This window comes from Burkholderia sp. 22088 (genome assembly GCF_052045915.1).
Lineage (GTDB): Bacteria > Pseudomonadota > Gammaproteobacteria > Burkholderiales > Burkholderiaceae > Burkholderia > Burkholderia cepacia.
In genome coordinates, this window is the sequence record NZ_JBQEPY010000009.1 from 20,916 (window position 1) to 44,289 (window position 23,374).

The following is a 23,374-nucleotide window of genomic DNA, read 5'->3' on the forward strand; positions in this document are numbered from 1 at the left end:
GGTGCTATCGCGCGCAGGACACGTCGTCGCGCGCACGCCCCGCCGCGGCGGCCTTCGCGTCCGCCACCGGCATGCCCGAGCGCGCCTGCAGCAGCTCCGCGCAGACGGCCACCGCGATCGCGCCCGGCGTCTTGTCGACGATGCCCGCGACGCCGATCGGGCACACCATCTCGACGAGCCGCACCGGATCGACGCCGCGCGCGGCAAGCCGGCGCTCGAACTTCACGCGCTTGGTGCGCGAGCCGATCATCCCGAAGTACGCATAGTCGCGCCGCCGCATGATCTGCGCGGCGAGCGAGAAGTCGAGCGCGTGGTTGTGCGTCATCACGAGGAAATATGCGCCGGGCGGCGCCGCGTCGACGACGGCCTCCGGCGTGTCGGTCGGCTCCGGCTGCACGTTCGGCGGACATTCGTCCGGAAACAGCTCGTCGCGCGTGTCGACCCACTGCACGACGCACGGCAGCGCGCCGAGCAGCGTGACGAGCGCGTGACCGACGTGCCCGGCGCCGAACAGCACGATGTGCATCGGCGCCGGCGTGCCGCTCGCGCGGTTGCGCTGGCCGGTGCCCTGCGCGAACGCCGGGGGCGGCGCGGTGCGAAGCGAGCGTGCGGGGCCGTTCATGTCAGCCTCCGCCGGGCCGCCCCGAGGAGGCTGACCGCCCCCGTCGGAAGCGGCGAACGAAGCGAGCGCGGGAGCCGTTTCATCTCAGCCTGCCTGACCGGCGCGCGCCGCACGCACCGCGCTGACCGCGCGCAGGATCGACTCGCCGGTGGCCGGCGCGTCGAGCGGCGGGTTCACCTGGTAGTCGCCGACCGCGGCCACCGCGTCGCGCACCGCGAAGAACACCGAGAACGGCAGCAGCAGCGGCGGCTCGCCGACAGCCTTCGAGCGGTGGATGCTGTCCTCGACGTTGCGGTTCTTGAACAGCTGCACGTTGAACTCGGGCGGCGTGTCGTTCACCGTCGGGATCTTGTACGTCGACGGCGCATGCGTCATCAGCTTGCCGCCCTTGTTCCACCACAGCTCCTCGGTCGTCAGCCAGCCCATCCCCTGGATGAACGCGCCTTCGACCTGGCCGATGTCGAGCGCCGGGTTCAGCGACGCGCCCACGTCGTGCAGCGCATCGACGCGCAGCGTGCGCATCTCGCCCGTCAGCGTGTCGATCACGACTTCCGACACGGCCGCGCCGTACGAGTAGTAGTAGAACGGCCGGCCCTGCAGCTTCGACTGATCCCAGTACAGCTTCGGCGTCGCGTAGAAACCGTCGGACCACAGCTGCACGCGCGCGAGGTACGCCTTCGCGACCACGTCGCCGAACGGCACGCCGTTGCCGCCGACCCACACGAAGTCGTTGCCGAACTTCACGTCGGCCGCATCGACCTTGCCGTCGCCGAACTGCTTCGCCGCGAACACCGCGAGCCGCTCGCGCAGCTGGCGCGCCGCATCCTGCGCGGCCTTGCCGTTCAGGTCCGAGCCCGTGGAAGCGGCCGTCGCGGACGTGTTCGCGACCTTGCTGGTGTCGGTCGCCGTCACGCGGACCCGGCCGAAGCGGATGCCGAGCTCGTGCGCGACGACCTGCGCGACCTTCGTGTTGAGCCCCTGCCCCATCTCCGTGCCGCCGTGGTTCACGAGCACCGAGCCGTCGGTATAGATGTGCACCAGCGCGCCGGCCTGGTTGAAGTGCGTGACGTTGAACGCGATGCCGAACTTCACCGGCGTGAGCGCGATGCCCTTCTTCAGCACCGTGTTGCGCGCGTTGAATTCGCGCACGCCCGCGCGCCGCGCGCGGTAGTCGCTCGTCGCCTCGAGTTCGCCGAGCAGCTCCTGCAGCACGTTGTCCTCGACCGTCTGCCCGTAAGGCGTCACGTTGCGTTCGGTCTTGCCGTACAGGTTCGCGTAGCGCACGTCGAGCGGATCGCGATCGAGCGAACGCGCGATGTCGTCGAGGATGTACTCGATCGCGAACGCGCCCTGCGGGCCGCCGAAGCCGCGGAACGCGGTGTTCGACTGCGTGTTGGTCTTGCCGCAGTAGCCGGCGATGTTCACGTCGCCGAGCCAGTACGCGTTGTCGAAATGGCATACCGCGCGCGTCATCACCGGGCCCGACAGGTCGGCCGAGAAGCCGCAGCGCGACGTCATGTCGAGCGCGACGCCGTCGATGCGGCCGTCGTCGTCGTAACCGACGTCGAAGCGGTAATGGAAGTCGTGCCGCTTGCCGGTGATCATCATGTCGTCGTCGCGATCCGGACGCAGCTTCACCGGGCACAGCAGCTTCCACGCGGCAAGCGCCGCGCAGCACGCGAACAGGCCCGACTGCGATTCCTTGCCGCCGAACCCGCCGCCCATCCGGCGGCACTCGACGAGCACGTTGTGCGACGCGACGCCGAGCACGTGCGCGACGAGGTGCTGCATCTCGCTCGGGTGCTGCGTCGAGCAGTACACGTGCATCCCGTCGTCGTCCTTCGGCACCGCGTACGCGATCTGCCCTTCGAGGTAGAACTGCTCCTGGCCGCCGAGCAGCATTTCGCCCGACTCGCGGTGCGGCGCGACGGCGAGCCGTGCGGCCGCGTCGCCGCGCGCGAGCTTCAGCGGCGGGATCACGTAGGTTTCGGCCGCGCGCGCTTCCTGCGCGGTGAGAATCGCCGGCAACTCCTCGTAGTCGACCTGTGCGCGGCGCGCGGCGAGCCGCGCGGTTTCATGCGACGTCGCGACGACGATGAACATCGGCTGGCCGACGAACTGCACGATGCCCTTCGCGAGCACCGGGTCGTCGTGGATGATCGGGCCGCAATCGTTGACGCCCGGGATGTCGTCGGCCGTGAACACGGCGACCACGCCCGGCGTCGCGCGCACCGCGTCGAAGTTCATCGACACGATCTTCGCGTGCGGCTTCGCCGACAGGCCAAGCGCCGCGTGCAGCGTGCCCGCGACGATCGGGATGTCGTCGGTGTAGGTGGCACGTCCGCTGACGTGCAGGTGCGCGGATTCGTGCGCGCGCGAGACGTGGACCTGCGCGGCGTCGGCTTGCGGATCGAGGGTGTTCAGGAACGGTTCTGCTTGCTGGTTCATGTTCGGGGTTCTCCGTCTTCAGACGCGCGCCGCGTCGGTGCCGGTCTCGGCGGCCACTTCACGCACATTCAGGGCTTGCGGCGGCAGCGGGTCGTGCGGGCGCGTCTCCAGCCAGAATCGGTACATCAGGTTCTTCGCGGCATCGAGGCGATACGTGCTCGTCGCGCGCATGTCGGACAGCGGCTGGTAGTCGCGCTCGAGCGCCTGCATCGCCGCCTGCGCGGTGGCTTCGTGCCATTGCGCGCCGTCGAGCAGGCTTTCCGTGTGCGTCGCCCGCTTCGGCGTCGCGGCCATCCCGCCGAACGCGATGCGCGGCTCGCGGATCGTGTCGCCGTCCGCGATGAACGCGAACGCCGCGCACACGGCCGAGATGTCGGAGTCGAACCGCTTCGACAGCTTGTACGTGCGGAACTGCAGCTTCGCGCGCGCGCCGGTGCGGGTCGGCACCTTCAGGCCGACGACGAATTCGTGCGGCGCCATGTCCTTCTGCTGGTAGCCCGTGTACAGCGCCTCGAGCGGCAGCTCGCGCACCGTGTCGCCGCCGCGCAGCACCACGCGCGCGCCGAGCGCGATCAGGCCCGGCATCGAATCGCCGATCGGCGAGCCGTTCGCGACGTTGCCGCCGATCGTGCCGGCATTGCGGATCGGCAGCGACGCGAAGCGCTTCCACATTTCGGTCAGCTCCGGATACGTGCCGGCCAGCGCCGCATACCCGTTCTCGACCGTCACGCCCGCACCGATCTCGATCCAGTCGTCGCCGTGCACGACGCGCTGCAGTTCGGCGATCTGGCCGACGTAGATCAGGTCGTCGAGCCGGCGCATCTGCTTCGTGACCCACAAGCCGATGTCGGTGCTGCCCGCCAGAATGCGCGCGTCGGGCCGCTCGACCTTCAGCGCGGCCAGCGCATCGAGCGTGCGCGGCGCCGCGAAGCGCGCGCCGTCGAGCGTCGTGTAGTCGAACGTGTCGTCGCGCTTGAGCGACGCGAGCGTGCGAGCCAGCGCGGCCGTGTCGACCGGTGCCGACGGCGCCGGCCCATCGAACATCTGCACGGCCGCGTCGACGATCGGCCGGTAGCCGGTGCAGCGGCACAGGTTGCCGGTCAGCGCATCGGCGATCTCGGTGCGCGTCGGTACGTCCTTCGCCTTCGCGCACGCGCTGCCGCAGCCTTCGTGGCCGTGCTTCTCGTACAGCGCCCACATCGACATCACGAAGCCGGGCGTGCAGAACCCGCATTGCGAACCGTGACAGTCGACCATCGCCTGCTGCACCGGATGCAGCGCGCCGTCCGGCTGACGCAGGTCCTCGACCGTCAGCAGCGCCTTGCCGTCGAGCGTCGGCAGGAACTGGATGCATGCGTTGACGGCCTTGAACTCGACCGCGCCGGTGTCGGTCAGCTCGCCGACGACGACCGTGCATGCGCCGCAGTCGCCTTCCGCGCAGCCTTCCTTGGTGCCGGTGCAATGCGCGTCCTCGCGCAGGTATTGCAGCACGGTGCGGGTGACGTCCGCGCCGCTGACTTCGCGAATCGCGTGACGATGGTAGAAGCGGATCGGCTCACTCATGTCTCGAGGGTTCTTCAAATGGGGGGCAAGGCGGCCTGCGCAGTGCGCTCGACCGACGTTTTTCTGACAGTTTGCACGCTATCACCATCAAATTTCGCAACCCATAGCCCATCACGCATGGGGCCCATATAACTGCCGCGATATGAACGCCGGGGAACGCCGGGGGAGCGCCGGGGCCGCTCGCAGCCCTTTCCGCACGGTGCCCTGCACCCGTTCCCGACGCCTTCGACACCGTCCGCCATCGTCAAAAACGGGGCGCGATTAACTAAATGGTACCTGCGTGAAAACCGGTTCCATGGGAAAATCCCGATTCCCTTTTTCGCCGTCTTCCGTTCGTTTCGTTCATTCGTTCCGACCCCATGTCAACCGATTCCGCCACACCGCCGCGCAGCGGGTTCGCGGTCACGCTGCAAATCGTGTCCGTCGTCTGCTTCACGTTCATCTGCTACCTGACCATCGGCCTGCCGCTCGCGGTGCTGCCGGGCTTCGTCCATGACGACCTCGGTTTTTCCGCGATCGTCGCGGGCGGCGCGATCAGCGTCCAGTATTTCGCGACGCTCGCATCGCGGCCGCTCGCCGGGCGCTTCGCCGATACGCTCGGGCCGAAGCAGACGGTGCTGCGCGGGCTGGTCGGCTGCGGGGTGTCGGGCGTGCTGCTGCTCGTCGCGCTGCTGCTCGCGCACTGGCCGGTCGCGAGCCTCGTGCTGCTGGTCGCGAGCCGGCTCGTGCTCGGCGTCGGCGAGAGCCTGTGCGGCACCGGCGCGATCCTGTGGGGCATCGGCCGGGTCGGCGTCACGCACAACGCGAAGGTCATCTCGTGGAACGGGATCGCCACCTACGGCGCACTCGCGCTCGGCGCGCCGGTCGGCGTCGCGATCGCGCATACGCTGAATCCGGCGCTGATCGGCGTGATCGTGATCGCGCTCGCCGCGACCGGCTTCTATCTCGCGCGCCTGATCGATTCCGTGCCGCTCGTGCACGGCGAGCGGATGTCGTATGCGAGCGTGTTCACGCGCGTGCTGCCGCACGGCCTCGGCCTCGCGCTCGGCTCGGCCGGCTTCGGCTCGATCGCCACCTTCGTCACGCTGTACTACGCCGCGCGCCACTGGCCGAACGCCGCACTGTCGCTGACCGTGTTCGGCACGCTGTTCATCGGCGCGCGCCTGCTGTTCGCGAACACGATCAAGACGTACGGCGGCTTCCGCGTCGCGATCGTGTCGTTCGCGTTCGAATGCTCGGGCCTCGTGCTGCTGTGGCTCGCGCCGGTGCCGCACGTCGCGCTCGTCGGCGCCGCGCTGACGGGCTTCGGCTTCGCGCTGATCTTCCCGGCACTCGGCGTCGAGGCCGTCGCGCTCGTGCCGCCCGCGAGCCGCGGCGCGGCGCTGTCCGCGTACTCGGTGTTCCTCGACCTGTCGCTCGGCATCACGGGCCCGCTCGCCGGCTATGTCGCGGGCGCGTTCGGTTATCCGCAGGTATTCCTGTTCGCGGCGGTGGCCGCCGCCGCGGGCGTCGCGCTGTCGATGGTGCTGTACCAGCGGCAGGCGCGGGTTGCGGAGAGCGGCGCGGCGGCATGAGCGCCCGGGCCGCGGGATATCGCGCGAGCCCTCGTTCCGACGAAAGGCCGCGCGGGGCCATTCGTCGGCGTCCGGCGAGACACGGCTTGACGTGACTTAACGCGGCAGTATGTTGAAGTCCCGCAGCACGCGCGCAGCGTCGACGTGGCGCCGGAACGGCACGGCGCGCTCGAGCATGAGCTTCGGTTCGGCACGATCGAAAAGCACGAGCGCTTCCGACGTGTTGAGATGGCGTGACATATACAGAAAACCGTCGACCCGGCGGCCATGCCCGTGCACGGCGAGCGACCATTGCTGCGGGATGTCGTACGGTACGACGGTCGACAGCGCGCCGTCGCCGCCAAGGTTTTTCAGCGGCAAGCCGTGCAGGACGGCCACCGTCAGCGGAGAGCCGGTAAACGACAGCACGAAGCGCTCAAGCTCCGTCGTCACGAGCGGAAAGCCGCCAACGGCGAGATCGGCGACTTCGTCGTGCAGCACCGTCTCGGCGAACGCACAGTGCAGGTCGAAACCCAAATAGCTGGTGCCATACCGGCGCCGCTTGCGCGGGTCGTCGAAACGGTTGCCGCCCGACTTGCCGAAGTACGGCTCGCCCGTCTCGTACCGGGAAACGCGCACCAGCGCCGCCGGCGGAATCGTTCGCGTAACCAGCGTCGCATTCGCGAAGTGTTCGCTCGGTGGCCTCAACGTCAACCGCGCCTCCTAGCGTTCCGCGAACGCCGCCGCGGCACGCTCGACCTCGGCAAGCTTCCCCTGCGACAGCGCCTTCAGCGGCGTGACGTTACCGAGGGACGCCTTGGGCGTCCTGAAGAATTGCCATTTGCTCCACCCCGGCAAACCACCCAGGCATTGCGTCACCTTCCCGAGCGTCTTGCGATCGATATCGCCCGTCAGATAAAAGGCCGGGTAGTACTGCGCCGCCCCCACGTCGACCGCGAAGATGCGCCCCGACACGACCGCCTTGCTGAGCGCCTGCCGTGTCATGCCGAGCCCCGCCCAGATCTCCGCGGCCGGCAGCAGCGCGCCCTTCGCGACGAGCGCCCGCCGTTCGGCCAGCGCGCGCTGCTCGAAATCGGCGGCCGCGGCATCCGCGCGGGCCGCCGGCCTCGCAGGCGGTTTCCTGCGAACGGGCGGTTGCCTGTCGCGGGTCGCGGCGGCAGCGATGCCGAACGTGATCGTGCCGGCCAGATCGATGACCTGGGCGATGCCGGCCTTGAACAAGTGCCCCAGCTGTTCGTCCGACAGCCTGAGCAGCGCCCGGGCCCGATCGGGCCCGAGCATGGTCGCGGCGCCGACGGCGCTGCGCAGCGCCTCCTCGGTCTCGACATCGAGAACCGCAGCCACGCCTTCAAGCGCACGAGCCTGCCTGACCATCGCTACCTCCTTGCACGACCGGAAGCTCGAGACTAGGCCCGATTCGGAACCAAGTCAACCATGACAACCAAACTGACGACCGGGCAGGCGACATCGGGCAGCCCCGTCATCCGTCACGCCGTCCTCGGAAACAGCCTCCGCGTCAGGTCGAACGCAACCAGGTTGCCGGCCACCACCAGCAGCAGCCCGACCACCGCGAGCGGCGACCACTGGTAACCCTCGAACACCGTCGACACCGCCAGCGCGACGATCGGGAACAGCACCGTGCAGTACGCGGCACGCTCCGGCCCGATCCGGCCGACGAGGGTCAGATAGGCGGTGAATCCGATCACCGAGCCCGGCACGGCCAGGTAGACGAGCGCGCCGAGATAACGCGGGCTCGTGTCGAGCGTGAACGGCAAGCCGGCCGCTGCGCTGCCGACGGTCAGGATCGCCGCGCCGATCAGCATCGCCCAGCCGTTGGTCGCGAGCGGGTGCAGCCCCATCGACTGCATCCGGCTCGACAGCAGGTTGCCGGCCGAGAAGCACATCGTGCCCGCCAGCGCGATCGCGAGCCCCGTCCAGGTCGCGTGGTCGTCGAGATGGCCGGCCATCTGCTGCCAGAACAGGCATGCGATGCCGGTCAGGCCGAGCAGCGCGCCGGCGATCGCCGACGGCCGCAGCGGGCGGCCCATGAACAGCCGGCCGTTGATCGAATTCAACAGCGGCGCGGTCGAGAAGATCACCGCGACGAGGCCGCTCGGTACGACCTGTTCCGCGTAGTAGAAGCACAGGAAGTTCAGGCAGAACAGCGCGAAGCCCTGGGCCAGCAGGAAACGCCACGCTTCGCGCGGCGGGCGCACCGGCCGGCGCATCACGCGCAGCAGCGCGAACAGCACGGCGGCCGCGAGCCAGAAGCGCCAGGCGATCGACACGGGCGGCGGCACGGAGCCGAGCTGCCACTTGATCGCGATCCAGGTGGTGCCCCAGATCAGCACGGTGACGAAATAAAGCGACAGGTTCATGGCGGCAACGATCCAAAAGAGCGGGTGAAACGGGACTCCGACTATGCCGCCGCCCGGCGCGCGCCGATTGTCCGGATTTGCGGTCTTTTTCGGGCCGCCGCCCGCGGCGCCGCCCGCCCGCTTATACTCGGCCCATCATGAGCCTCACCCTTTCCGCGCCCCCCATCGACCACCCCGCCGCCCTGGCCGGCGGCGATCTGCCGTTCGGCCTGCAGTCGGTCTGCCGCACGCTCGCCGACGCGAACGCGACGCTCGAGCGCTTCGCGTGGCTCGGCGACCATCTCGCGATCGCCGAATGGACGCGGATCACCGACGAAAGCGAGACGATCTACGAGCAGCCGGGCCACCACACGCTGTCGTGCTACCTCGACGGCGGCTACCAGACGGAACGCCAGCGCGTGCCGCGCTACGGCGCGCCGAGCCTGCTGTGCGCGCTGCCGGGCGACCACGAATCGCGCTGGTGGGTGCGCGGCGAGATGCACTTCATCCACCTGTATTTCCTGCCCGAGCACTTCACGCAGCGCGCGATCCGCGAACTCGACCGCGAGCCGCGCGAGCTGAAGCTCGCCGACCGCACTTACTTCGAGGATGCGCGCGTCGCCTCCCTGCTGCGCTCGCTCGCGCTGGACGGCTGGGACGATGCCGACGAGCGGCTGCGCGTGAACGAGACCGCGCACGAGGTGCTGAGCCTGCTGCTGCGCGGGCAGAGCACGACCCGCACCGACACGTCGTTCCGCGGCGGGCTCGCGCCGGCCGTGCGGCGCCGTGTGCGCGACTACATCGACACGTACCTGACGCAACCGCTGACGCTCGGCGAACTCGCCGACGTCGCCGCGCTGTCCGAGTACCACTTCTCGCGGATGTTCCGGTTGTCGTTCGGCCGGGCACCGCACGCGTGGGTGGCCGAGCAACGGCTGGCGCGGGCGCGCGAGCTGTTGCGCACGACGGCGCTGCCGCTCGCGCAGATCGCGGCCGACTGCGGCTATGCGAACGCCGGCCACTTCAGCCATCGCTTCCGCGACGCTCACGGTACGACGCCGATTACCTACCGGCGTGCGATGCAGGGCCGCTGAGCGCGGCCCCGTCGCGGCTTATGCGCCGCGTCGCGACAGTTCCTGCTCGAGCGCCGCGACGCCGGCCGGCAGGTCGACCGGCACCTTCAGGTCGACCATCGTGCGGCCGAACGCATGCAGCGTACGAAACAGGTTGTGCTCACGGCACTGCTCGCCCATCTGTCCGATCCGCACGATCGGCAACCCGAACGAGCCCGAGATCTCGACTTGGTACTGCTTCGAGATGTGACCGCAGACCATCCCCGGCGTCAGCCCTTCCGGCGTCTCGATCCCGACGACCGAGTTCAGCCGGCAATCCTTCGGCGCATAGAGCTTGAGCCCCATCGACTCGACGCCTGCCTGCAGCGCGAGCGAGCAGCGCAGGTGGCGCGCGAAGCGGCTTTCGAGCGTCTCCGCGCAGACGAGCCGCAGCGCTTCGTGCAGCGCGAGCACACCCGACACGGGCGCCGTGTAGTGATAGCCCGCGTTGTGCCAGAAATTCTCCGCGAGCGCCATGTCGAGGCACCAGTGCGCGTTCGGTTCGGGGCGCCGCTTCATCCGGTCCCACGCGGCGTCGGAGAACGCGATCAGCGACACGCCCGGGATCGACGACAGCCCCTTCTGGCCGCCGGTGATCACCGCGTCGATGCCCCACGCGTCCATCTCGAGCGGCATCGTCGACAGCGTGCACACCGCGTCGACCACGACCAGCGCACCGGCCGCCTTCGCGAGCGCCGCGATGTCGCGCAGGTCGCGGTTCCACACGGTATTCGACGTCTCGCCCTGCACGATCGTGACGATCTCGGGACGCTCGCGCGCGATCGCGTCCGCGATCTCGTCGAGGCTCGCGACCGCGCGATCGGCCACTTCGAGCGTCGCGACGTCGGCGCCGACGCGCGTGGCCATCTCGGCCATCCGCGCGCTGAAGAAGCCATTGCGGATCGACAGCACGCGGGTACCGCGCCACGCGAGGTTCGAGATCGCCATTTCCATCGCGGCCGAACCGGGGCCCGCGACGCCGAGCACCCACTTCGTGCGGGTCTGGAACACGTAGCGCGCCATCTCCTTCACCTGCTCGATGATCTTCGCCATCGTCGCGCCGAGGTGGTTGATCACGATCGTGTTCGCCTTCGCGACGGCGGCCGGGATCGGAACCGGGCCGGCCCCCATCATCAGCAGCGGTTCTTCGGGCAGGATCGCGTCGAGCGGCACGACGACGGGACAGGGAATCGGCGAGTAATCGATGGACATGGCAGGTAAAAGGTGAGGAAAGGAAGTGCACGGACGCTCGCCGCGCAGCATGGCGAACTGATCGATCATTCCGTGTTCCGCCGCCTCGCGCAAGAGGCACGCACGTGCCGGACAGCGCAACGCTGGCCCGGTCGCCGGACCGGGCCAGCCAGCCGTGCGCGTGCCGCACGCCAGCCATTCGAAATGAGAAACGATTGCGGGCCGGGTTGTGAAACGGTTCCATTCGTACACCAGGTGCACGATTTTCTCCGTCAATAACACAACGAATCGTCGAAACCGCCGGTTCAACGCGACTTCTGTATCAAAAAAATAGGCCGAATCCGCCCTAAAAATCGCTTCACGGAATCCGGCACGCAAAACAGACGTGCGGCCCCAAAAAACATCCATTACTTCTACATGTATTGGGGCACGCTTTCCCTCAATACCGGAACAAGCGTGCCAGAATAGCGATCAACCCCTTGATTAACATAAGAAATACTCGAACAACCGCGCTTACTCTAATACCCTGCCGTCTTTGAACGGCAGGCATCGATACAGCACCGCGTTTAACGCGTTACTCCCTATTTCGATTTTCCGCAACCCGCCCCTTTTCTCAGGTTGACGGATATCGCTTCTGTATTGAACAATCGTCTGCGGAATCGAAAAAAACGATTTTTCGATACGAAGGAAAACTGGGTGCCGCGCGATACGCTTTCGAGGTTGCGCGGCGAAAAGCATCAACCATAATCAATCAACCGGGCCAGAAATACGCAAGCCATGAACCAGATTCAGACCATGCGTGTATTCGTCTGCGTCGCCGAGCAGCAGAGCTTCCGGCGCGCGGCGCACCATCTCGGCGTGTCCAATGCACTCGTCACGCGTTCGATCGCGATGCTCGAGGGCCACCTGAACACACGGCTGATCCACCGCACCACGCGCAACCTGTCGCTTACCGAGGCCGGCGTGCGCTACCTCGACGGGTGCCGTGCGCTGCTCGAGGAATTCGACCACCTCGAATCATCCGTCGCGCATGCCGTGCGCGAACCGGCCGGCACGCTGCGCGTCGTCGCGTCGGGCCTGCTGTCGCCGCTTGCACTGACGCCGCTCGTCAGCAGCTTCCGGCACCGCTACCCCGAGTTGCGCGTGCAGCTGACCGTCTCCGAGGGGCCGCTCGACGTGCTCGATTCGGGTTACGACGTCGGCATCGTCACGGGCAACCGGCTCGACGGCAACCCGACGCTGATCGGCCACGCGCTCGCGCCGAACCCGTTCGTCGCGTGCGCGGCACCGGCCTATCTCGAGCGACGCGGCGAGCCGCGCTTGCCCGACGACCTGCCGGGCCACGACTGGGTCACGCTCGCATCGCACCAGCATGCGCCCGCGTGGCAACTGGTCGGCCACGACGGCATCGCGCATTCCGTCACGGTGCGCCCGACCTGCACGGTCAACCAGCTCGCGCTCGTCCAGGCGGCCGCCGTGGCCGGGGCCGGCATCGCGGTGCTGCCCGAGCCGTGCGTCGCCGACGCGCTCGCGAGCGGCACGCTCGTGCGGTTGATGGCCGGCTACCGGATCGACGATCCCGACACGCAGCTGTCGCTCGTCTACCCGAACCGCCAGTACGTACCGGCCCGCACGCGCAGCTTCGTCGAGCACGCGCTCGACCACTTCAGTGCGCAGCCGGCCCGCGAACGAACCGACTACGGCTTCCTGCGGCCGCCGCGCGGGCCCGACCGCTCCGACATCGTCACGGGCCTGCAGTAAACTGCGCGCGTCAGCCTTCGGAGGTGCAGCGTGCGCGTGATCCTGTTCAGCAGCCGGCAGTACGACGACGATTCGTTCGCTGCCGCCAACCGGCAGTTCGGCTATCGGCTGCACTTCCAGCCGTCGCACCTCGACGCGGAAACCGCGATCCTCGCGCACGGCTATGAGGTCGTCTGCCCGTTCGTCAACGACACCGTCGACGCGGCCGTGCTCGAACGGCTGGCCGACGGCGGCACGCGCCTGATCGCGCTGCGCTCGGCGGGCTTCAACCATGTCGACCTGGCCGCCGCCGAGCGGCTCGGCATCACGGTCGTGCGCGTGCCCGCCTATTCGCCGCACGCGGTGGCCGAGCACGCGGTCGCGCTGATCCTCGCGCTCAACCGCCGCCTGCCGCGCGCGGTCGCGCGCACCCGCGAAGGCGACTTCTCGCTGAACGGCCTGCTCGGCTTCGACTTGCACGGCAAGACCGTCGGCGTGATCGGTACCGGCATCATCGGCAGCGTGTTCGCGAAGATCATGATGGGCTTCGGGATGCATGTGCTCGCGCACTCGGTGCCGCCGTACAACGACGAACTGATCGCGTTCGGCGCGCGTTATGTCGAGCTCGACGAGCTGCTGCACCACGCCGACATCGTCAGCCTGCACTGCCCGCTGCTGCCGTCGACGCACCACCTGATCAACGAACGGACGCTCGCGCGGATGAAGCATGGCGCGATGCTGATCAACACCGGGCGCGGCGGCCTCGTCGATGCGCAGGCGCTGGTCGATGCGCTCAAGAGCGGCCAGCTCGGCCATCTCGGGCTCGACGTGTACGAAGAGGAAAGCGGGCTCTTCTTCGAGGATCACTCCGACCTGCCGCTGCAGGACGACGTGCTCGCCCGCCTGCTGACGTTCCCCAACGTGATCGTCACGTCCCACCAGGCGTTCTTCACGCGCGAAGCGCTGGCCGAGATCGCGCACACGACGCTGCTGAACATCGAGGCGTGGCATGCGGGCACGCCGCAGAACGTCGTGACCGCGAATCGCTGACAAACCGACGAAAACGGCTCATTTGACGGTTGCCGGCGCCACCGCAATCGTTTGCTTGTGGCCGTCGCCGCAAACGAAGCGCGTTTCATCAACAATTTCGCGCTTTGTTTCGACTGATGTAACGATTCCGGTGCGCCGTCTGCTATCGTTGCGCCGACGTTATCCCGCCCCTCCCGCTCATGCGTTTCGACGACTCCGACATCGCCGCCGTCTACCGCGCCATTTTCGAACGGCGCGACATGCGCCACTTCACGCCGGCGCCCGTCGATCCCGCCGTGCTCGCGCGCCTGCTGCGCGCGGCGCATCACGCGCCGAGCGTCGGCTTCATGCAGCCGTGGCGCTTCATCCGCATCACCGATCCCGCGCTGCGCACCGCGATCCACGCGCTGGTCGAGGCCGAGCGCCGCGCGACCGCCGACGCACTCGGCGAGCGCCAGGACGAATTCATGCGGCTGAAAGTCGAAGGCGTGCGCGAATGCGGCGAGTTGCTGGTCGTCGCGCTCGCCGACGGCCGCGAGCGTCACGTGTTCGGCCGCCGCACGCTGCCGGAAATGGATCTCGCGTCCGCCGCGTGCGCGATCCAGAACATGTGGCTCGCGGCCCGCGCCGAAGGGCTCGGAATGGGCTGGGTTTCGCTGTTCGACGTCGACGCGCTGCGCGCGCTGCTGCGCATGCCCGACGGCGCGAAGCCGATCGCCGTGCTGTGCGTCGGGCACGTCGACGCGTTCTATGCGAAGCCGATGCTCGAGCAGGAGCGTTGGGCCGCACGGATGCCGATCGAAGCGTGCCTGTTCGAAAACGGCTGGGACGATCCGGCCCCGATCGATGCCGCCGGCGCGCCTTCGTCGCGCGCGGACGCGACAGCGGCCCCCGACTCGGCAAGCACACCGGGCGCATCGACCACGAGCGTCGACGGCTCCCCCGAACGCATCGCCTGACGTGTACGCGGTCGCCGGCATCGTGCCAGCACCGCCGCCCATTCACCGCGGCAAGCCCTGTTGAATCCCACACTGTGAGCTTCGCGCGCGCAGCCTCGTCGCACGCCGGCAACATCCGTTTTGGCCCCAAGCATAGGGGTTTTCACTGAAGTAGAATCGCGGCTGTCGTTCGCCTTCCCGCCCGCCCGTCCCGCGCATCCTGCGCCAGCCCGAGCGGCGGCTTTTCCCGAGCCCACCGCGATGCCCTTACCTCTTTTCGCCCTCGCCGTCGCCGCATTTGGAATCGGTACCACCGAATTCGTGATCATGGGGCTGCTGCCCAATGTCGCGCGCGATCTCGGCGTGTCGATCCCGGCCGCCGGGATGCTCGTGTCGGGTTACGCGCTCGGCGTGACGATCGGTGCGCCGATCCTCGCGATCGTCACCGCGAAGATGCCGCGCAAGCGCGCGCTGATGGGCCTGATCGGATTGTTCATCGCGGGCAACCTGTTCTGCGCGATCGCACCGGGCTACGCGGTGCTGATGGCCGCGCGCGTCGTCACCGCGTTCTGCCACGGCGCGTTCTTCGGGATCGGCTCGGTGGTCGCGAGCAACCTCGTCGCGCCGAACCGCCGCGCACAGGCGATCGCCCTGATGTTCACCGGCCTCACGCTCGCGAACGTGCTCGGCGTGCCGCTCGGCACCGCGCTGGGCCAGGCATTCGGCTGGCGCGCGACGTTCTGGGCCGTCACCGGCATCGGCATCGCCGCGGCCGCCGCGCTCGCGGTGTGCCTGCCGAGGAACCTCGCGATGCCCGACACCAGCATCACGCGCGAATTCAGCGTGCTGAAGCACCCGCAGGTGCTGATGGTGCTCGGCATCAGCGTGCTCGCGTCGGCAAGCCTGTTCAGCGTGTTCACGTACATCACGCCGATCCTCGAGGACGTGACGGGCTTCTCCCCCCGCCAGGTCACCTACGTGCTGCTGCTGTTCGGCCTCGGGCTGACGGTGGGCGGCACGCTCGGCGGCAAGCTCGCCGACTGGCGCCGGATGCCGTCGCTGATCGCGACGCTCGCGCTGATCGGCGTGGTTCTCGCGCTGTTCGCGGGCACGATGCACCTGCCGCTCGCCGCGCTCGCGACGATCTTCGTGTGGGGCATCCTCGCGTTCGCGATCGTGCCGCCGCTGCAGATCCTGATCGTCGACCGCGCAAGCGATGCGCCGAACCTCGCATCGACGCTGAACCAGGGCGCGTTCAACCTCGGCAACGCAACCGGCGCGTGGCTCGGCGGGATGGCGATCGGCTCCGGCGTGTCGCTCGTGAGCCTGCCGTGGGTCGGCGTCGCGATGGCCGTCGCCGCGCTGGCGCTCACGCTGTGGTCGGCGTCGCTCGAACGCCGCCCGGTGACCGTGCCGACCGAATACGTGTAACGCCGCCCCGCGCGCATTCGTTGCGCGCGCAACGCCAGCAACACCATCCGAACCTGATGGCCTTCATGGACCTTTCAAGGTCCGCGGTGTAGCATCCCGGCCGATGAAAGCCATTCTCAATCGCGATTTCCTCGCGCTGATCCTGAGCGTCGCGGTCGTCGGCCTCGGCACCGGCGCCACGCTGCCGCTCACCGCGCTCGCGCTGACCGAGGCCGGGCACGGCACCAACGTCGTCGGCATGCTGACCGCCGCGCAGGCCCTCGGCGGCCTCGCGATCGTCCCGTTTGTCACCGCGCTCGCACGCCACATCGGCTCGCGCCGCGCGATCGTCGTATCGGTCGTGCTGCTCGCGGCAGCCACGGCGCTGATGCAGTTCACGTCGAACCTGATCCTGTGGGGTGCGCTGCGCGTGCTGTGCGGCGCCGCGCTGATGCTGCTGTTCACGATCGGCGAGGCGTGGGTCAACCAGCTCGCCGACGATTCGACGCGCGGCCGCGTCGTCGCGATCTATGCGACCAATTTCACGCTGTTCCAGATGGCGGGCCCCGTGCTCGTGAGCCAGATCGCCGGTGCGACGAGCATCCGCTTCGCGCTGTGCGGCGCGCTGTTCCTGCTCGCGCTGCCGACGCTCGCGACGATCCGGCGCGCGCCGCTCGCCGGCGACGACGCGCATCACGAAGCGCACGGCCGCTGGCTCGACGTGCTGCCGCGCATGCCCGCGCTGATCATCGGCACCGGGTTCTTCGCCCTGTTCGATACGCTCGCGCTGTCGCTGCTGCCGCTCTACGCGATGGATCACGGCGTCGCAAGCGCAACGGCCGTGCTGCTCGCGTCGATCATGCTGTTCGGCGATACCGCGATGCAGTTCCCGATCGGCTGGCTCGCGGACAAGCTCGGCCGCGAACGCGTGCACCTCGGTGCGGGCTGGATCGTGCTGGCCGGCCTGCCGCTGCTGCCGCTCGTCATCGCGAACCCGTGGCTGTGCTGGCCGCTGCTGTTCGTGCTCGGCGCGGCGGCCGGCAGCATCTACACGCTGTCGCTCGTCGCGTGCGGCGAACGCTTCCGCGGCGCGGCGCTCGTCACCGCGAGTTCGCTCGTGTCGGCGTCGTGGAGCGCCGCGAGCTTCGGCGGCCCGCTGGTCGCCGGCGCGTTGATGGAGCAACTGGGCAGCAACGCGCTGGTCGGCGTGCTGGTCGTCTGTGTTGCCGCGTTCGTCGCGGCCGCGCTGTGGGAGCGCCGCGCCGCGTTGCAGCGCGCGGTCTGATATCGGCGCTGTCGATATCGCTGTCGCAAACGCAAACATTGACGCTCGTACTCGGCGCCCCACACGGACGCACACGCGCCGCCCGCGGCCTGCCAAACGAAAACGGCCCGCGCAATGCGGGCCGCCCTGTCCTTCCGGACGACTTGTTGCGTGTCGCGCCGCGCCCCGTCACGCGCTCCGCGCGGGCAGGATCTTGCCGGCACACGTGCCGAAGCCGACGCGATAGCCGTCGCCCTGGCACCATCCGGCGAGCGTGAGCTCGTCGCCGTCCTCGATGAACGCGCGACTGCCGCCGCCGTTCAGCGCAACCGGCTCCTTGCCGTTCCACGTCAGCTCGAGCAGGCTGCCGAACGAATCCTTCGTCGGCCCGCTGATCGTGCCCGAACCCATCAGGTCGCCCACGCGCGTGTTGCAGCCGGCCACCGTGTGATGCGCGAGCTGCTGCGCCATCGTCCAGTACATGTGCCTGAAATTCGTGCGGCAGATCGACGTCGCCTCCGCCGCCCCTTCCGCGCGCAGCGTCACTTCGAGCGCGATGTCGAACGCATGCTTGCCCGCATGCCGCAGATACGCGAGCGGCTGCGGCGACTGCTCGGGCTGCGCGACGCGGAACGGTTCGAGCGCATCGAGCGTGACGATCCACGGCGAGATCGTCGTCGCGAAGGTCTTCGCGTTGAACGGGCCGAGCGGCACGTATTCCCACTGCTGGATGTCGCGCGCGCTCCAGTCGTTCAGCAGCACCATCCCGAAGATATGTGCTTCCGCGTCCTCGCATGCGATCGGCTCGCCGAGCGCATTGCCGCGGCCGACGATGAAGCCCGTCTCCAGTTCGATGTCGAGCTTGCGGCACGCGCCGAACACCGGACGCTCCTGGTCGGGCAGCTTCAGTTGCCCGTTCGGGCGCCGCACCGGCGTGCCGCTCACGACCACCGACGACGCACGGCCGTTGTAGCCGATCGGCATCTCCGACCAGTTCGGCAGCAGCGCGTTCTTCGGATCGCGGAACATCGAACCGACGTTGGTCGCATGCTCCTTCGACGAATAGAAATCGGTGTAGCCGGGAATCTCGACCGGCAAATGCAGCGTCGCGTCGCGCTGCGCGACGAGCACCTGCGCGCACAGCGCCGCATCGTCACGCAGCCGCGGGTTGTCGCGCGAGAACAGGTCCGACAGCTGCACGCGCACGCTGCGCCATGCGTCGCGGCCGAGCGCGATGAACGGATTGAGCGTCGGCGCGGCGAACACGTCGGCGCCGGCCGGCAGCGTCACGAGGCCCGCGCGTGCGAGCGCGGCGAGATCGACGATCCGGTCGCCGAGCGCGACGCCGGCGCGGCGCGCCGTCTGCTTCGCATCGCTGAAGATCCCGAACGGCAGGTTCTGGATCGGGAAATCGCAGGCGGGATCGTTCGCCGTCTCGACCCAGCTCTTGCGGGCCGGGTCGAGCGTCGCGCGCCAGTCTTGGGTATCGCTCATCTTTGCTCCGGGTTGAAGTGTTTCCTGATGCCTTGCCAGCATTCGAAGTAGTCGGCCTGCAGCTGCGCCGTGTCGAGCGCGTAGCGCGTCGGCCGGATCAGCGTGCGGGTTTCGAACATGAACGCCATCGTCGCGTCGACCTTGTGCGGCTTGCTCGTATCGCTCGCGGACGCCTTCTCGAACGTGTCCGCGTCGGGCCCGTGGCCCGACATGCAGTTGTGCAGGCTCGCGCCGCCCGGCACGAAGCCTTCGGCCTTCGCGTCATACGCGCCGTGCACGAGCCCCATGAACTCGCTCGCGACGTTGCGGTGGAACCAGGGCGGGCGGAACGTATCCTCGGCCGCGAGCCAGCGCGGCGGGAAGATCACGAAGTCGATCGTGTCGACGCCCGGCGTGTCGCTCTGCGACTGCAGCACCAGGAAGATCGACGGATCGGGATGGTCGTAGCTGATCGAGCCGATCGTGTTGAACAGGCGCAAGTCGTATTTGTACGGCGCGTAGTTGCCGTGCCATGCAACGACGTCGAGCGGCGAATGGCCGATGTCCGCGCGCCACAGCCGGCCGTTCAGCTTCGCGATCAGCTCGAACGCGCCTTCGCGGTCTTCGTAAGCGGCCTGCGGCGTCAGGAAGTCGCGCGGGTTCGCGAGACCGTTCGAGCCGATCGGGCCGAGGTCCGGCAGACGCAGCAGCGCGCCGAAGTTTTCGCAGATGTAGCCGCGCGCATTGCCGTCCGGCAGCGCGACGGAGAAACGCACGCCGCGCGGGATCACCGCGATCTCGAACGGCTCGACGTCGAGCCGGCCGAATTCCGTCGCGATGAACAGGCGCCCCTGCTGCGGCACGATCAGCAGTTCGCCGTCCGCGCTGTAGAAAAAGCGGTCCTGCATCGAGCGGTTCGCCGCGTACAGGTGGATCGCGCAACCGTTCATCGCGGCGGCCGACCCGTTGCCGGCCATCGTCACCAGCCCTTCGACGAAATCGGTCGGCTCGACCGGCATCGGCAGCGGGTCCCAGCGCAGCTGGTTCGGCGGCGTTGGCGGCACGTCGGCCGAGTCGCCGAATTCCGACACGAGCCGCTGCGGGCCCGCGTACGGCTCGAACGGCCGATGCACGGCCGCCGGGCGAATGCGGTACAGCCACGAGCGGCGGTTGTGGCCACGCGGCGCGGTAAACGCGGTGCCCGACAACTGCTCCGCATACAGCCCGTACGGCGCGCGCTGCGGCGAGTTGCGGCCGTGCGGCAGCGCGCCGGGCAGTGCCTCGGTCGCGAATTCGTTCGCGAAACCGCTCAGGTAGCCGGCGTTTGCCGGTTTCGACAGGTCAAGCGTCATCGTTTCCTTTCTCCCTCAATTCGTGGCGGCGGTCGGCGCCTGCACGCCGTTGCGCCGCGTTACGCCCGCAAGCCCGAGGACGAACAGCGCCGAGCACAGCACGGGCACCGCGGCCGCGTGGAACAGCGCGCCGTTCGACCAGTTGAGCGCAATCAGTTGCCCGCCGACGAGCGGCCCGAGCACCGAGCCGATCCGGCCGATGCCGAGGCTCCAGCCGATGCCCGTCGAGCGCAGCGACGTCGGGTAATACTGGCCCGCGAGCGCATTCACGGCCGGCTGCCCGCCGACCACGCAGAACCCGCCCGCGAACACGACCACCAGCAGCCACGGCAGCGCATGCGCAACCGAGCCGATCAGCCCGACCGACACCGCGGCACATGCAAAGCAGGCGAACAGCACGCGCACGAAGCCGTAGCGTTCGATGAACCAGCCGAGCGACAGCGTGCCGATCACGCCGCCGGTCTGCAGCACCGTGCCGACGATCACGGCCGTACCCGGCGAATAACCGGCATCGCGCATCACCGTCGGCAGCCAGTTCGACAGGAAATACAGGTCGATCAGGTTCATGAAGCTGATCGCCCACAGCAGCAGCGTGACCGGCAGGCGGCCATGGCTGAACAGCTCGGCGACCGGCGCGCCGGTCGCGGCCCGCTCGCGCACGACGAGCCGCGTGTGCGCATCGATGCCGGCCTGCGGCGCGAAACCCGCGAGCCAGTCGCGCGCCTGCGCGACGCGCCCTTTCAGCACCAGAAACTGCAGCGATTCGGGCAGCCGCGCGACCATCGCGATCGTGAGCACGAGCGGCACCGCGCCGCCGACGAAGAACACCGAGCGCCAGCCGAGCGCCGGAATCAGCGCGGCGCTGATGAAGCCGCCGAGCGCCGCGCCGAGCGTGAAGCCGCACGACACGATCATCATCCGCTTCACGCGATGCGCGGCCGGGCTGAACTCGCCGACCAGCGCCATCGCGTTCGGCATGATGCAACCAAGGCCGAGGCCCGTGACGAAACGCAGCGCCATCAGCACCGGGATCGAACCCGCGAACGGCGTCGCGAGCATCGTCACCGCGAAGAACAGCGTCGAGCCGATCAGCACCGGGCGCCGCCCGATCCGGTCGGCCAGCACCGACAGCCCGAGCGCGCCGAGCAGCATCCCGAACAGGCTTGCGCTGAACACCGGCCCGAGCGCCTGTTTCGGCACGCCCCATTCGGCAATCACGCTCGGGGCGACGTAGCCCATCGCCTGCGCATCGAACCCGTCGATCACGAGGCACAGCCCGCACAGCACGAGCAGCATCCAGTGAAAGCCCGGGCGATGGGTTTCATCGATCACGTGCTCGACTTCGAGCACGCGTGCGTCGGCCGGCGCCGCGCTCATTGCGCGACCTCGGCGGCCGGATGCACGGGCGGCGTCACGCCCTGGCGCGCGAGCGCCATCGCTTCGCGCAGCACGTCGGCATCGCCGATCTGGTTCGCGAGCAGCAGGATCAGCTTCGCGTTGACGAGTTGGCTGTCGGCGTCGGACAGGTCGCGATGCATGTCGATCAGCGCTTCGTAGAACGCGTCCGGGTCGGCCAGGCGCGGGCGGGTGTCGAGTGAGGGCATGACGGAGTCTCCGGTGTCTTTATCGTATTCAGCGTGCGCAGGTCGCGCGCGCCAGTGCGTCGGCAAGCGCCTGACGCTCGAGCGTGCGCATGCGGGCGCAGACATGCTGGTCGGGGCGCAGCAGGTAGAACGTGCCGGGCTTCGCGTCGTAGCGTTGCGCGGCGAAACCGTCGACGTCCTCCACGACGTCGACACCCGCGACCGGCTGCGCGTGCCCGGCCGGCACGACGAGCACGGGCCGCACCGGCAGCGCGAGGCCGTCGAGCGCCTGCGCGAGCGCGCCCGCATCGCCCGGCAGCCCGAACAGCACGCCGGTGAAGCCGCTGCCCAGATGCTGCAGCAGCCAGCCCGACGCGCCCTGCACACGCACCGGCGCATCGGCTGCCGCCGCGCCCGGGCGCATCGCGCCCGCGAATGCGTCGCCATTGCGGTCCGGCGTGTTCAGCGGCGAATCGGCCAGCACCGCCGGCACCGACAGGCGGCCGCTGTTCACGAGCTTGCGCGCGAACTCGCAGTCGCGCGCGAGCTTCAGCGTCGCGTCGCGGAATACGCGCGACACCGGGCTTTTCGGCGTGATGAAGTCCGTCGAGCGCGTCGAGTTGCGGATGTTCTCGTCGGCCGCGAACTCGCGCTCGCTCGCATACGTATCGAGCAGGCTGTCGGCCGAACGGCCGTCGAGCACGAGCTTCAGCTTCCAGGCGAGGTTGTCGGCGTCCTGCACGCCGCTGTTCGCGCCGCGCGCGCCGAACGGCGACACGCCGTGCGCGGAGTCGCCCGCGAACAGCACGCGGCCGTGGCGGAACGTATCCATCCGCTGGCAGCGGAACGTATAGACGCTCACCCATTCGAGCTCGAACTCGACGTCCGGCCCGAGCAGCGCGCGCACGCGCGGGATCACGCGCTCCGGCTGCTTCTCGGCGACCGGATCGGCATCCCAGCCGAGCTGGAAGTCGATGCGCCACACGTTGTCGGGCTGGCGATGCAGCAGCACCGACTGATTGGGGTGGAACGGCGGGTCGAACCAGAACCAGCGCTCGGTCGGAAACTCCGCCTTCATCTTCACGTCGGCGATCAGGAAGCGGTCCTTGAACGTGCGGCCGCGGCTTTCGAGGCCCATCATCGTGCGCATCGGGCTGCGCGAGCCGTCGGCCGCGATCACGTACTGCGCGCGCAGCGTCGCGGTGCCTTCCGGCGTCTCGATCGTCAGCACCGCGTGTTCGGCCGCCTGCTCGATGCCCGTCACCTTGTGCTTCCAGCGGATATCGATGTTCGGCAGCTCGAACGCGCGGTCGGCCAGATAACCTTCGACGTAGTACTGCTGCAGATTGATGAACGCGGGGCGCGCATGCCCTTCCTCGGGCAGCAGGTCGAATGCGTACAGCTGCTCGTCCTGCAGGAACACCTTGCCGACGTGCCAGCTGACGCCCTTGTCGACGAAGCGCTCGCCGCAGCCGAGCCGGTCGAAGATCTCGAGCGTGCGCTTCGCGAAGCAGATCGCGCGCGAGCCGGTGGACAGCGTGTCGTCGTCGTCGAGCAGCACAACGGGCACGCCCTGCTGCGCGAGGTCGATCGCCGCCGCGAGACCCACCGGGCCCGCGCCGACGACGATCACCGGGTGAACGGTTGCGTCCTGCGCACGCGGACGGTATTCGAACTTCAGCGTCTGGTAATCGATGCTCATGGTCGCCGTCCGCCCC

19 protein-coding genes are annotated in these 23,374 nt (G+C 68.7%); 7 read left to right on the plus strand and 12 right to left on the minus strand.

The features are described 5' to 3' along the window. Nucleotides 1-4 precede the first annotated feature (4 nt). From xdhC to xdhA, 3 genes are all read right to left on the minus strand, one after another. Nucleotides 5-622: a xanthine dehydrogenase accessory protein XdhC gene (gene xdhC / locus ACTJLD_RS18210; protein ID WP_333994423.1), complete on the minus strand. Its 618-nt coding sequence runs from the start codon at nt 620-622 to the stop codon at nt 5-7. 84 nt (nt 623-706) lie between these two features. Continuing rightward, on the minus strand, nt 707-3,070 hold the full coding sequence (gene xdhB, locus ACTJLD_RS18215; protein WP_027788240.1) for a xanthine dehydrogenase molybdopterin binding subunit: 2,364 nt from the start codon (nt 3,068-3,070) through the stop codon (nt 707-709). A gap of 18 nt (nt 3,071-3,088) precedes the next feature. After that, on the minus strand, nt 3,089-4,633 hold the full coding sequence (gene xdhA, locus ACTJLD_RS18220) for a xanthine dehydrogenase small subunit (RefSeq protein WP_440659397.1): 1,545 nt from the start codon (nt 4,631-4,633) through the stop codon (nt 3,089-3,091). Nucleotides 4,634-4,992: 359 nt separating this feature from the next. Here xdhA and ACTJLD_RS18225 point away from each other — a divergent pair, with 359 nt between their 5' ends. Then, entirely contained in the window at nt 4,993-6,207 is a 1,215-nt protein-coding gene (locus tag ACTJLD_RS18225; RefSeq protein ID WP_059698925.1) for an MFS transporter, read from the plus strand. Between the two features lie 96 nt (nt 6,208-6,303). On the opposite strand, the gene ACTJLD_RS18230 is transcribed toward ACTJLD_RS18225, so the two are convergent. The 3 genes from ACTJLD_RS18230 to ACTJLD_RS18240 form a co-directional block, all read right to left on the minus strand. Then, the gene (locus ACTJLD_RS18230; protein WP_440659398.1) at nt 6,304-6,900 is read right to left on the minus strand and encodes an RES family NAD+ phosphorylase; all 597 of its coding nucleotides are present in this window, start codon (nt 6,898-6,900) and stop codon (nt 6,304-6,306) included. Nucleotides 6,901-6,909: 9 nt separating this feature from the next. Next, complete coding sequence (locus tag ACTJLD_RS18235; RefSeq protein ID WP_440659399.1) at nt 6,910-7,581, minus strand: hypothetical protein; 672 nt, start codon at nt 7,579-7,581, stop codon at nt 6,910-6,912. Nucleotides 7,582-7,694: 113 nt separating this feature from the next. Then, a complete protein-coding gene (locus tag ACTJLD_RS18240) occupies nt 7,695-8,585 on the minus strand; it encodes a DMT family transporter (RefSeq protein ID WP_027788245.1) in 891 nt (296 codons plus the stop codon). 137 nt (nt 8,586-8,722) lie between these two features. Between ACTJLD_RS18240 and ACTJLD_RS18245 the strand changes: the two genes are divergently transcribed. Beyond that, nucleotides 8,723-9,658 (plus strand): AraC family transcriptional regulator, encoded by a 936-nt coding sequence (locus tag ACTJLD_RS18245; RefSeq protein WP_027788246.1) that lies wholly within the window; start codon nt 8,723-8,725, stop codon nt 9,656-9,658. A gap of 18 nt (nt 9,659-9,676) precedes the next feature. Here ACTJLD_RS18245 and ACTJLD_RS18250 read toward each other — a convergent pair whose 3' ends face one another. Next, nucleotides 9,677-10,888: a pyridoxal-phosphate-dependent aminotransferase family protein gene (locus tag ACTJLD_RS18250; protein ID WP_059698916.1), complete on the minus strand. Its 1,212-nt coding sequence runs from the start codon at nt 10,886-10,888 to the stop codon at nt 9,677-9,679. Nucleotides 10,889-11,644: 756 nt separating this feature from the next. Here ACTJLD_RS18250 and ACTJLD_RS18255 point away from each other — a divergent pair. The 5 genes from ACTJLD_RS18255 (at nt 11,645) to ACTJLD_RS18275 (ending at nt 17,269) form a co-directional block, all read left to right on the plus strand. Beyond that, nucleotides 11,645-12,628: a LysR family transcriptional regulator gene (locus ACTJLD_RS18255; RefSeq protein ID WP_059497303.1), complete on the plus strand. Its 984-nt coding sequence runs from the start codon at nt 11,645-11,647 to the stop codon at nt 12,626-12,628. A gap of 30 nt (nt 12,629-12,658) precedes the next feature. Then, nucleotides 12,659-13,657 carry a 2-hydroxyacid dehydrogenase gene (locus ACTJLD_RS18260; protein WP_027788249.1) on the plus strand — a complete coding sequence of 333 codons (999 nt, stop codon included), beginning with the start codon at nt 12,659-12,661 and terminating at the stop codon, nt 13,655-13,657. 179 nt (nt 13,658-13,836) lie between these two features. After that, nucleotides 13,837-14,595, plus strand: coding sequence for a 5,6-dimethylbenzimidazole synthase (bluB, locus tag ACTJLD_RS18265; RefSeq protein WP_124839547.1), 759 nt, complete (start codon nt 13,837-13,839; stop codon nt 14,593-14,595). Between the two features lie 240 nt (nt 14,596-14,835). After that, nucleotides 14,836-16,005 carry an MFS transporter gene (locus ACTJLD_RS18270; protein WP_176113603.1) on the plus strand — a complete coding sequence of 390 codons (1,170 nt, stop codon included), beginning with the start codon at nt 14,836-14,838 and terminating at the stop codon, nt 16,003-16,005. A 103-nt stretch (nt 16,006-16,108) separates the two neighbouring features. Next, the gene (locus ACTJLD_RS18275; protein WP_021157148.1) at nt 16,109-17,269 is read left to right on the plus strand and encodes an MFS transporter; all 1,161 of its coding nucleotides are present in this window, start codon (nt 16,109-16,111) and stop codon (nt 17,267-17,269) included. 168 nt (nt 17,270-17,437) lie between these two features. Here ACTJLD_RS18275 and fahA read toward each other — a convergent pair whose 3' ends face one another. From fahA to ACTJLD_RS18300, 5 genes are read right to left on the minus strand one after another with little or no spacing between them, the layout of a single operon-like run. Beyond that, nucleotides 17,438-18,742, minus strand: a complete 1,305-nt coding sequence (gene fahA / locus ACTJLD_RS18280; protein WP_334047045.1) for a fumarylacetoacetase — start codon at nt 18,740-18,742, stop codon at nt 17,438-17,440. After that, entirely contained in the window at nt 18,739-20,073 is a 1,335-nt protein-coding gene (gene hmgA, locus ACTJLD_RS18285) for a homogentisate 1,2-dioxygenase (RefSeq protein WP_059698909.1), read from the minus strand. The genes fahA and hmgA overlap by 4 nt, the downstream gene beginning before the upstream one ends. Nucleotides 20,074-20,088: 15 nt before the next feature. Next, a complete protein-coding gene (locus ACTJLD_RS18290) occupies nt 20,089-21,450 on the minus strand; it encodes an MFS transporter (RefSeq protein ID WP_060084026.1) in 1,362 nt (453 codons plus the stop codon). Beyond that, the gene (locus ACTJLD_RS18295) at nt 21,447-21,677 is read right to left on the minus strand and encodes a DUF2783 domain-containing protein (RefSeq protein WP_021157152.1); all 231 of its coding nucleotides are present in this window, start codon (nt 21,675-21,677) and stop codon (nt 21,447-21,449) included. Before ACTJLD_RS18295 ends, ACTJLD_RS18290 begins: the two co-directional genes overlap by 4 nt. A 28-nt stretch (nt 21,678-21,705) precedes the next feature. After that, nucleotides 21,706-23,358, minus strand: coding sequence for an FAD-dependent oxidoreductase (locus ACTJLD_RS18300; protein ID WP_175853369.1), 1,653 nt, complete (start codon nt 23,356-23,358; stop codon nt 21,706-21,708). Nucleotides 23,359-23,374 lie beyond the last annotated feature (16 nt).

Bases quoted from the DNA above. Each gene is read 5' to 3' on its own strand.
- ACTJLD_RS18290 (WP_060084026.1), bottom strand. From the start codon at position 21,450: ATGAGCGCGGCGCCGGCCGACGCACGCGTGCTCGAAGTCGAGCACGTG.
- ACTJLD_RS18300 (WP_175853369.1), bottom strand. From the start codon at position 23,358: ATGAGCATCGATTACCAGACGCTGAAGTTCGAATACCGTCCGCGTGCG.
- xdhC (WP_333994423.1), bottom strand. From the start codon at position 622: ATGAACGGCCCCGCACGCTCGCTTCGCACCGCGCCGCCCCCGGCGTTC.
- ACTJLD_RS18275 (WP_021157148.1), top strand. From the start codon at position 16,109: ATGAAAGCCATTCTCAATCGCGATTTCCTCGCGCTGATCCTGAGCGTC.
- xdhB (WP_027788240.1), bottom strand. From the start codon at position 3,070: ATGAACCAGCAAGCAGAACCGTTCCTGAACACCCTCGATCCGCAAGCC.
- fahA (WP_334047045.1), bottom strand. From the start codon at position 18,742: ATGAGCGATACCCAAGACTGGCGCGCGACGCTCGACCCGGCCCGCAAG.
- ACTJLD_RS18250 (WP_059698916.1), bottom strand. From the start codon at position 10,888: ATGTCCATCGATTACTCGCCGATTCCCTGTCCCGTCGTCGTGCCGCTC.
- ACTJLD_RS18235 (WP_440659399.1), bottom strand. From the start codon at position 7,581: ATGGTCAGGCAGGCTCGTGCGCTTGAAGGCGTGGCTGCGGTTCTCGAT.
- ACTJLD_RS18295 (WP_021157152.1), bottom strand. From the start codon at position 21,677: ATGCCCTCACTCGACACCCGCCCGCGCCTGGCCGACCCGGACGCGTTC.
- ACTJLD_RS18245 (WP_027788246.1), top strand. From the start codon at position 8,723: ATGAGCCTCACCCTTTCCGCGCCCCCCATCGACCACCCCGCCGCCCTG.
- xdhA (WP_440659397.1), bottom strand. From the start codon at position 4,633: ATGAGTGAGCCGATCCGCTTCTACCATCGTCACGCGATTCGCGAAGTC.
- ACTJLD_RS18270 (WP_176113603.1), top strand. From the start codon at position 14,836: ATGCCCTTACCTCTTTTCGCCCTCGCCGTCGCCGCATTTGGAATCGGT.
- hmgA (WP_059698909.1), bottom strand. From the start codon at position 20,073: ATGACGCTTGACCTGTCGAAACCGGCAAACGCCGGCTACCTGAGCGGT.
- ACTJLD_RS18240 (WP_027788245.1), bottom strand. From the start codon at position 8,585: ATGAACCTGTCGCTTTATTTCGTCACCGTGCTGATCTGGGGCACCACC.
- ACTJLD_RS18225 (WP_059698925.1), top strand. From the start codon at position 4,993: ATGTCAACCGATTCCGCCACACCGCCGCGCAGCGGGTTCGCGGTCACG.
- ACTJLD_RS18255 (WP_059497303.1), top strand. From the start codon at position 11,645: ATGAACCAGATTCAGACCATGCGTGTATTCGTCTGCGTCGCCGAGCAG.
- bluB (WP_124839547.1), top strand. From the start codon at position 13,837: ATGCGTTTCGACGACTCCGACATCGCCGCCGTCTACCGCGCCATTTTC.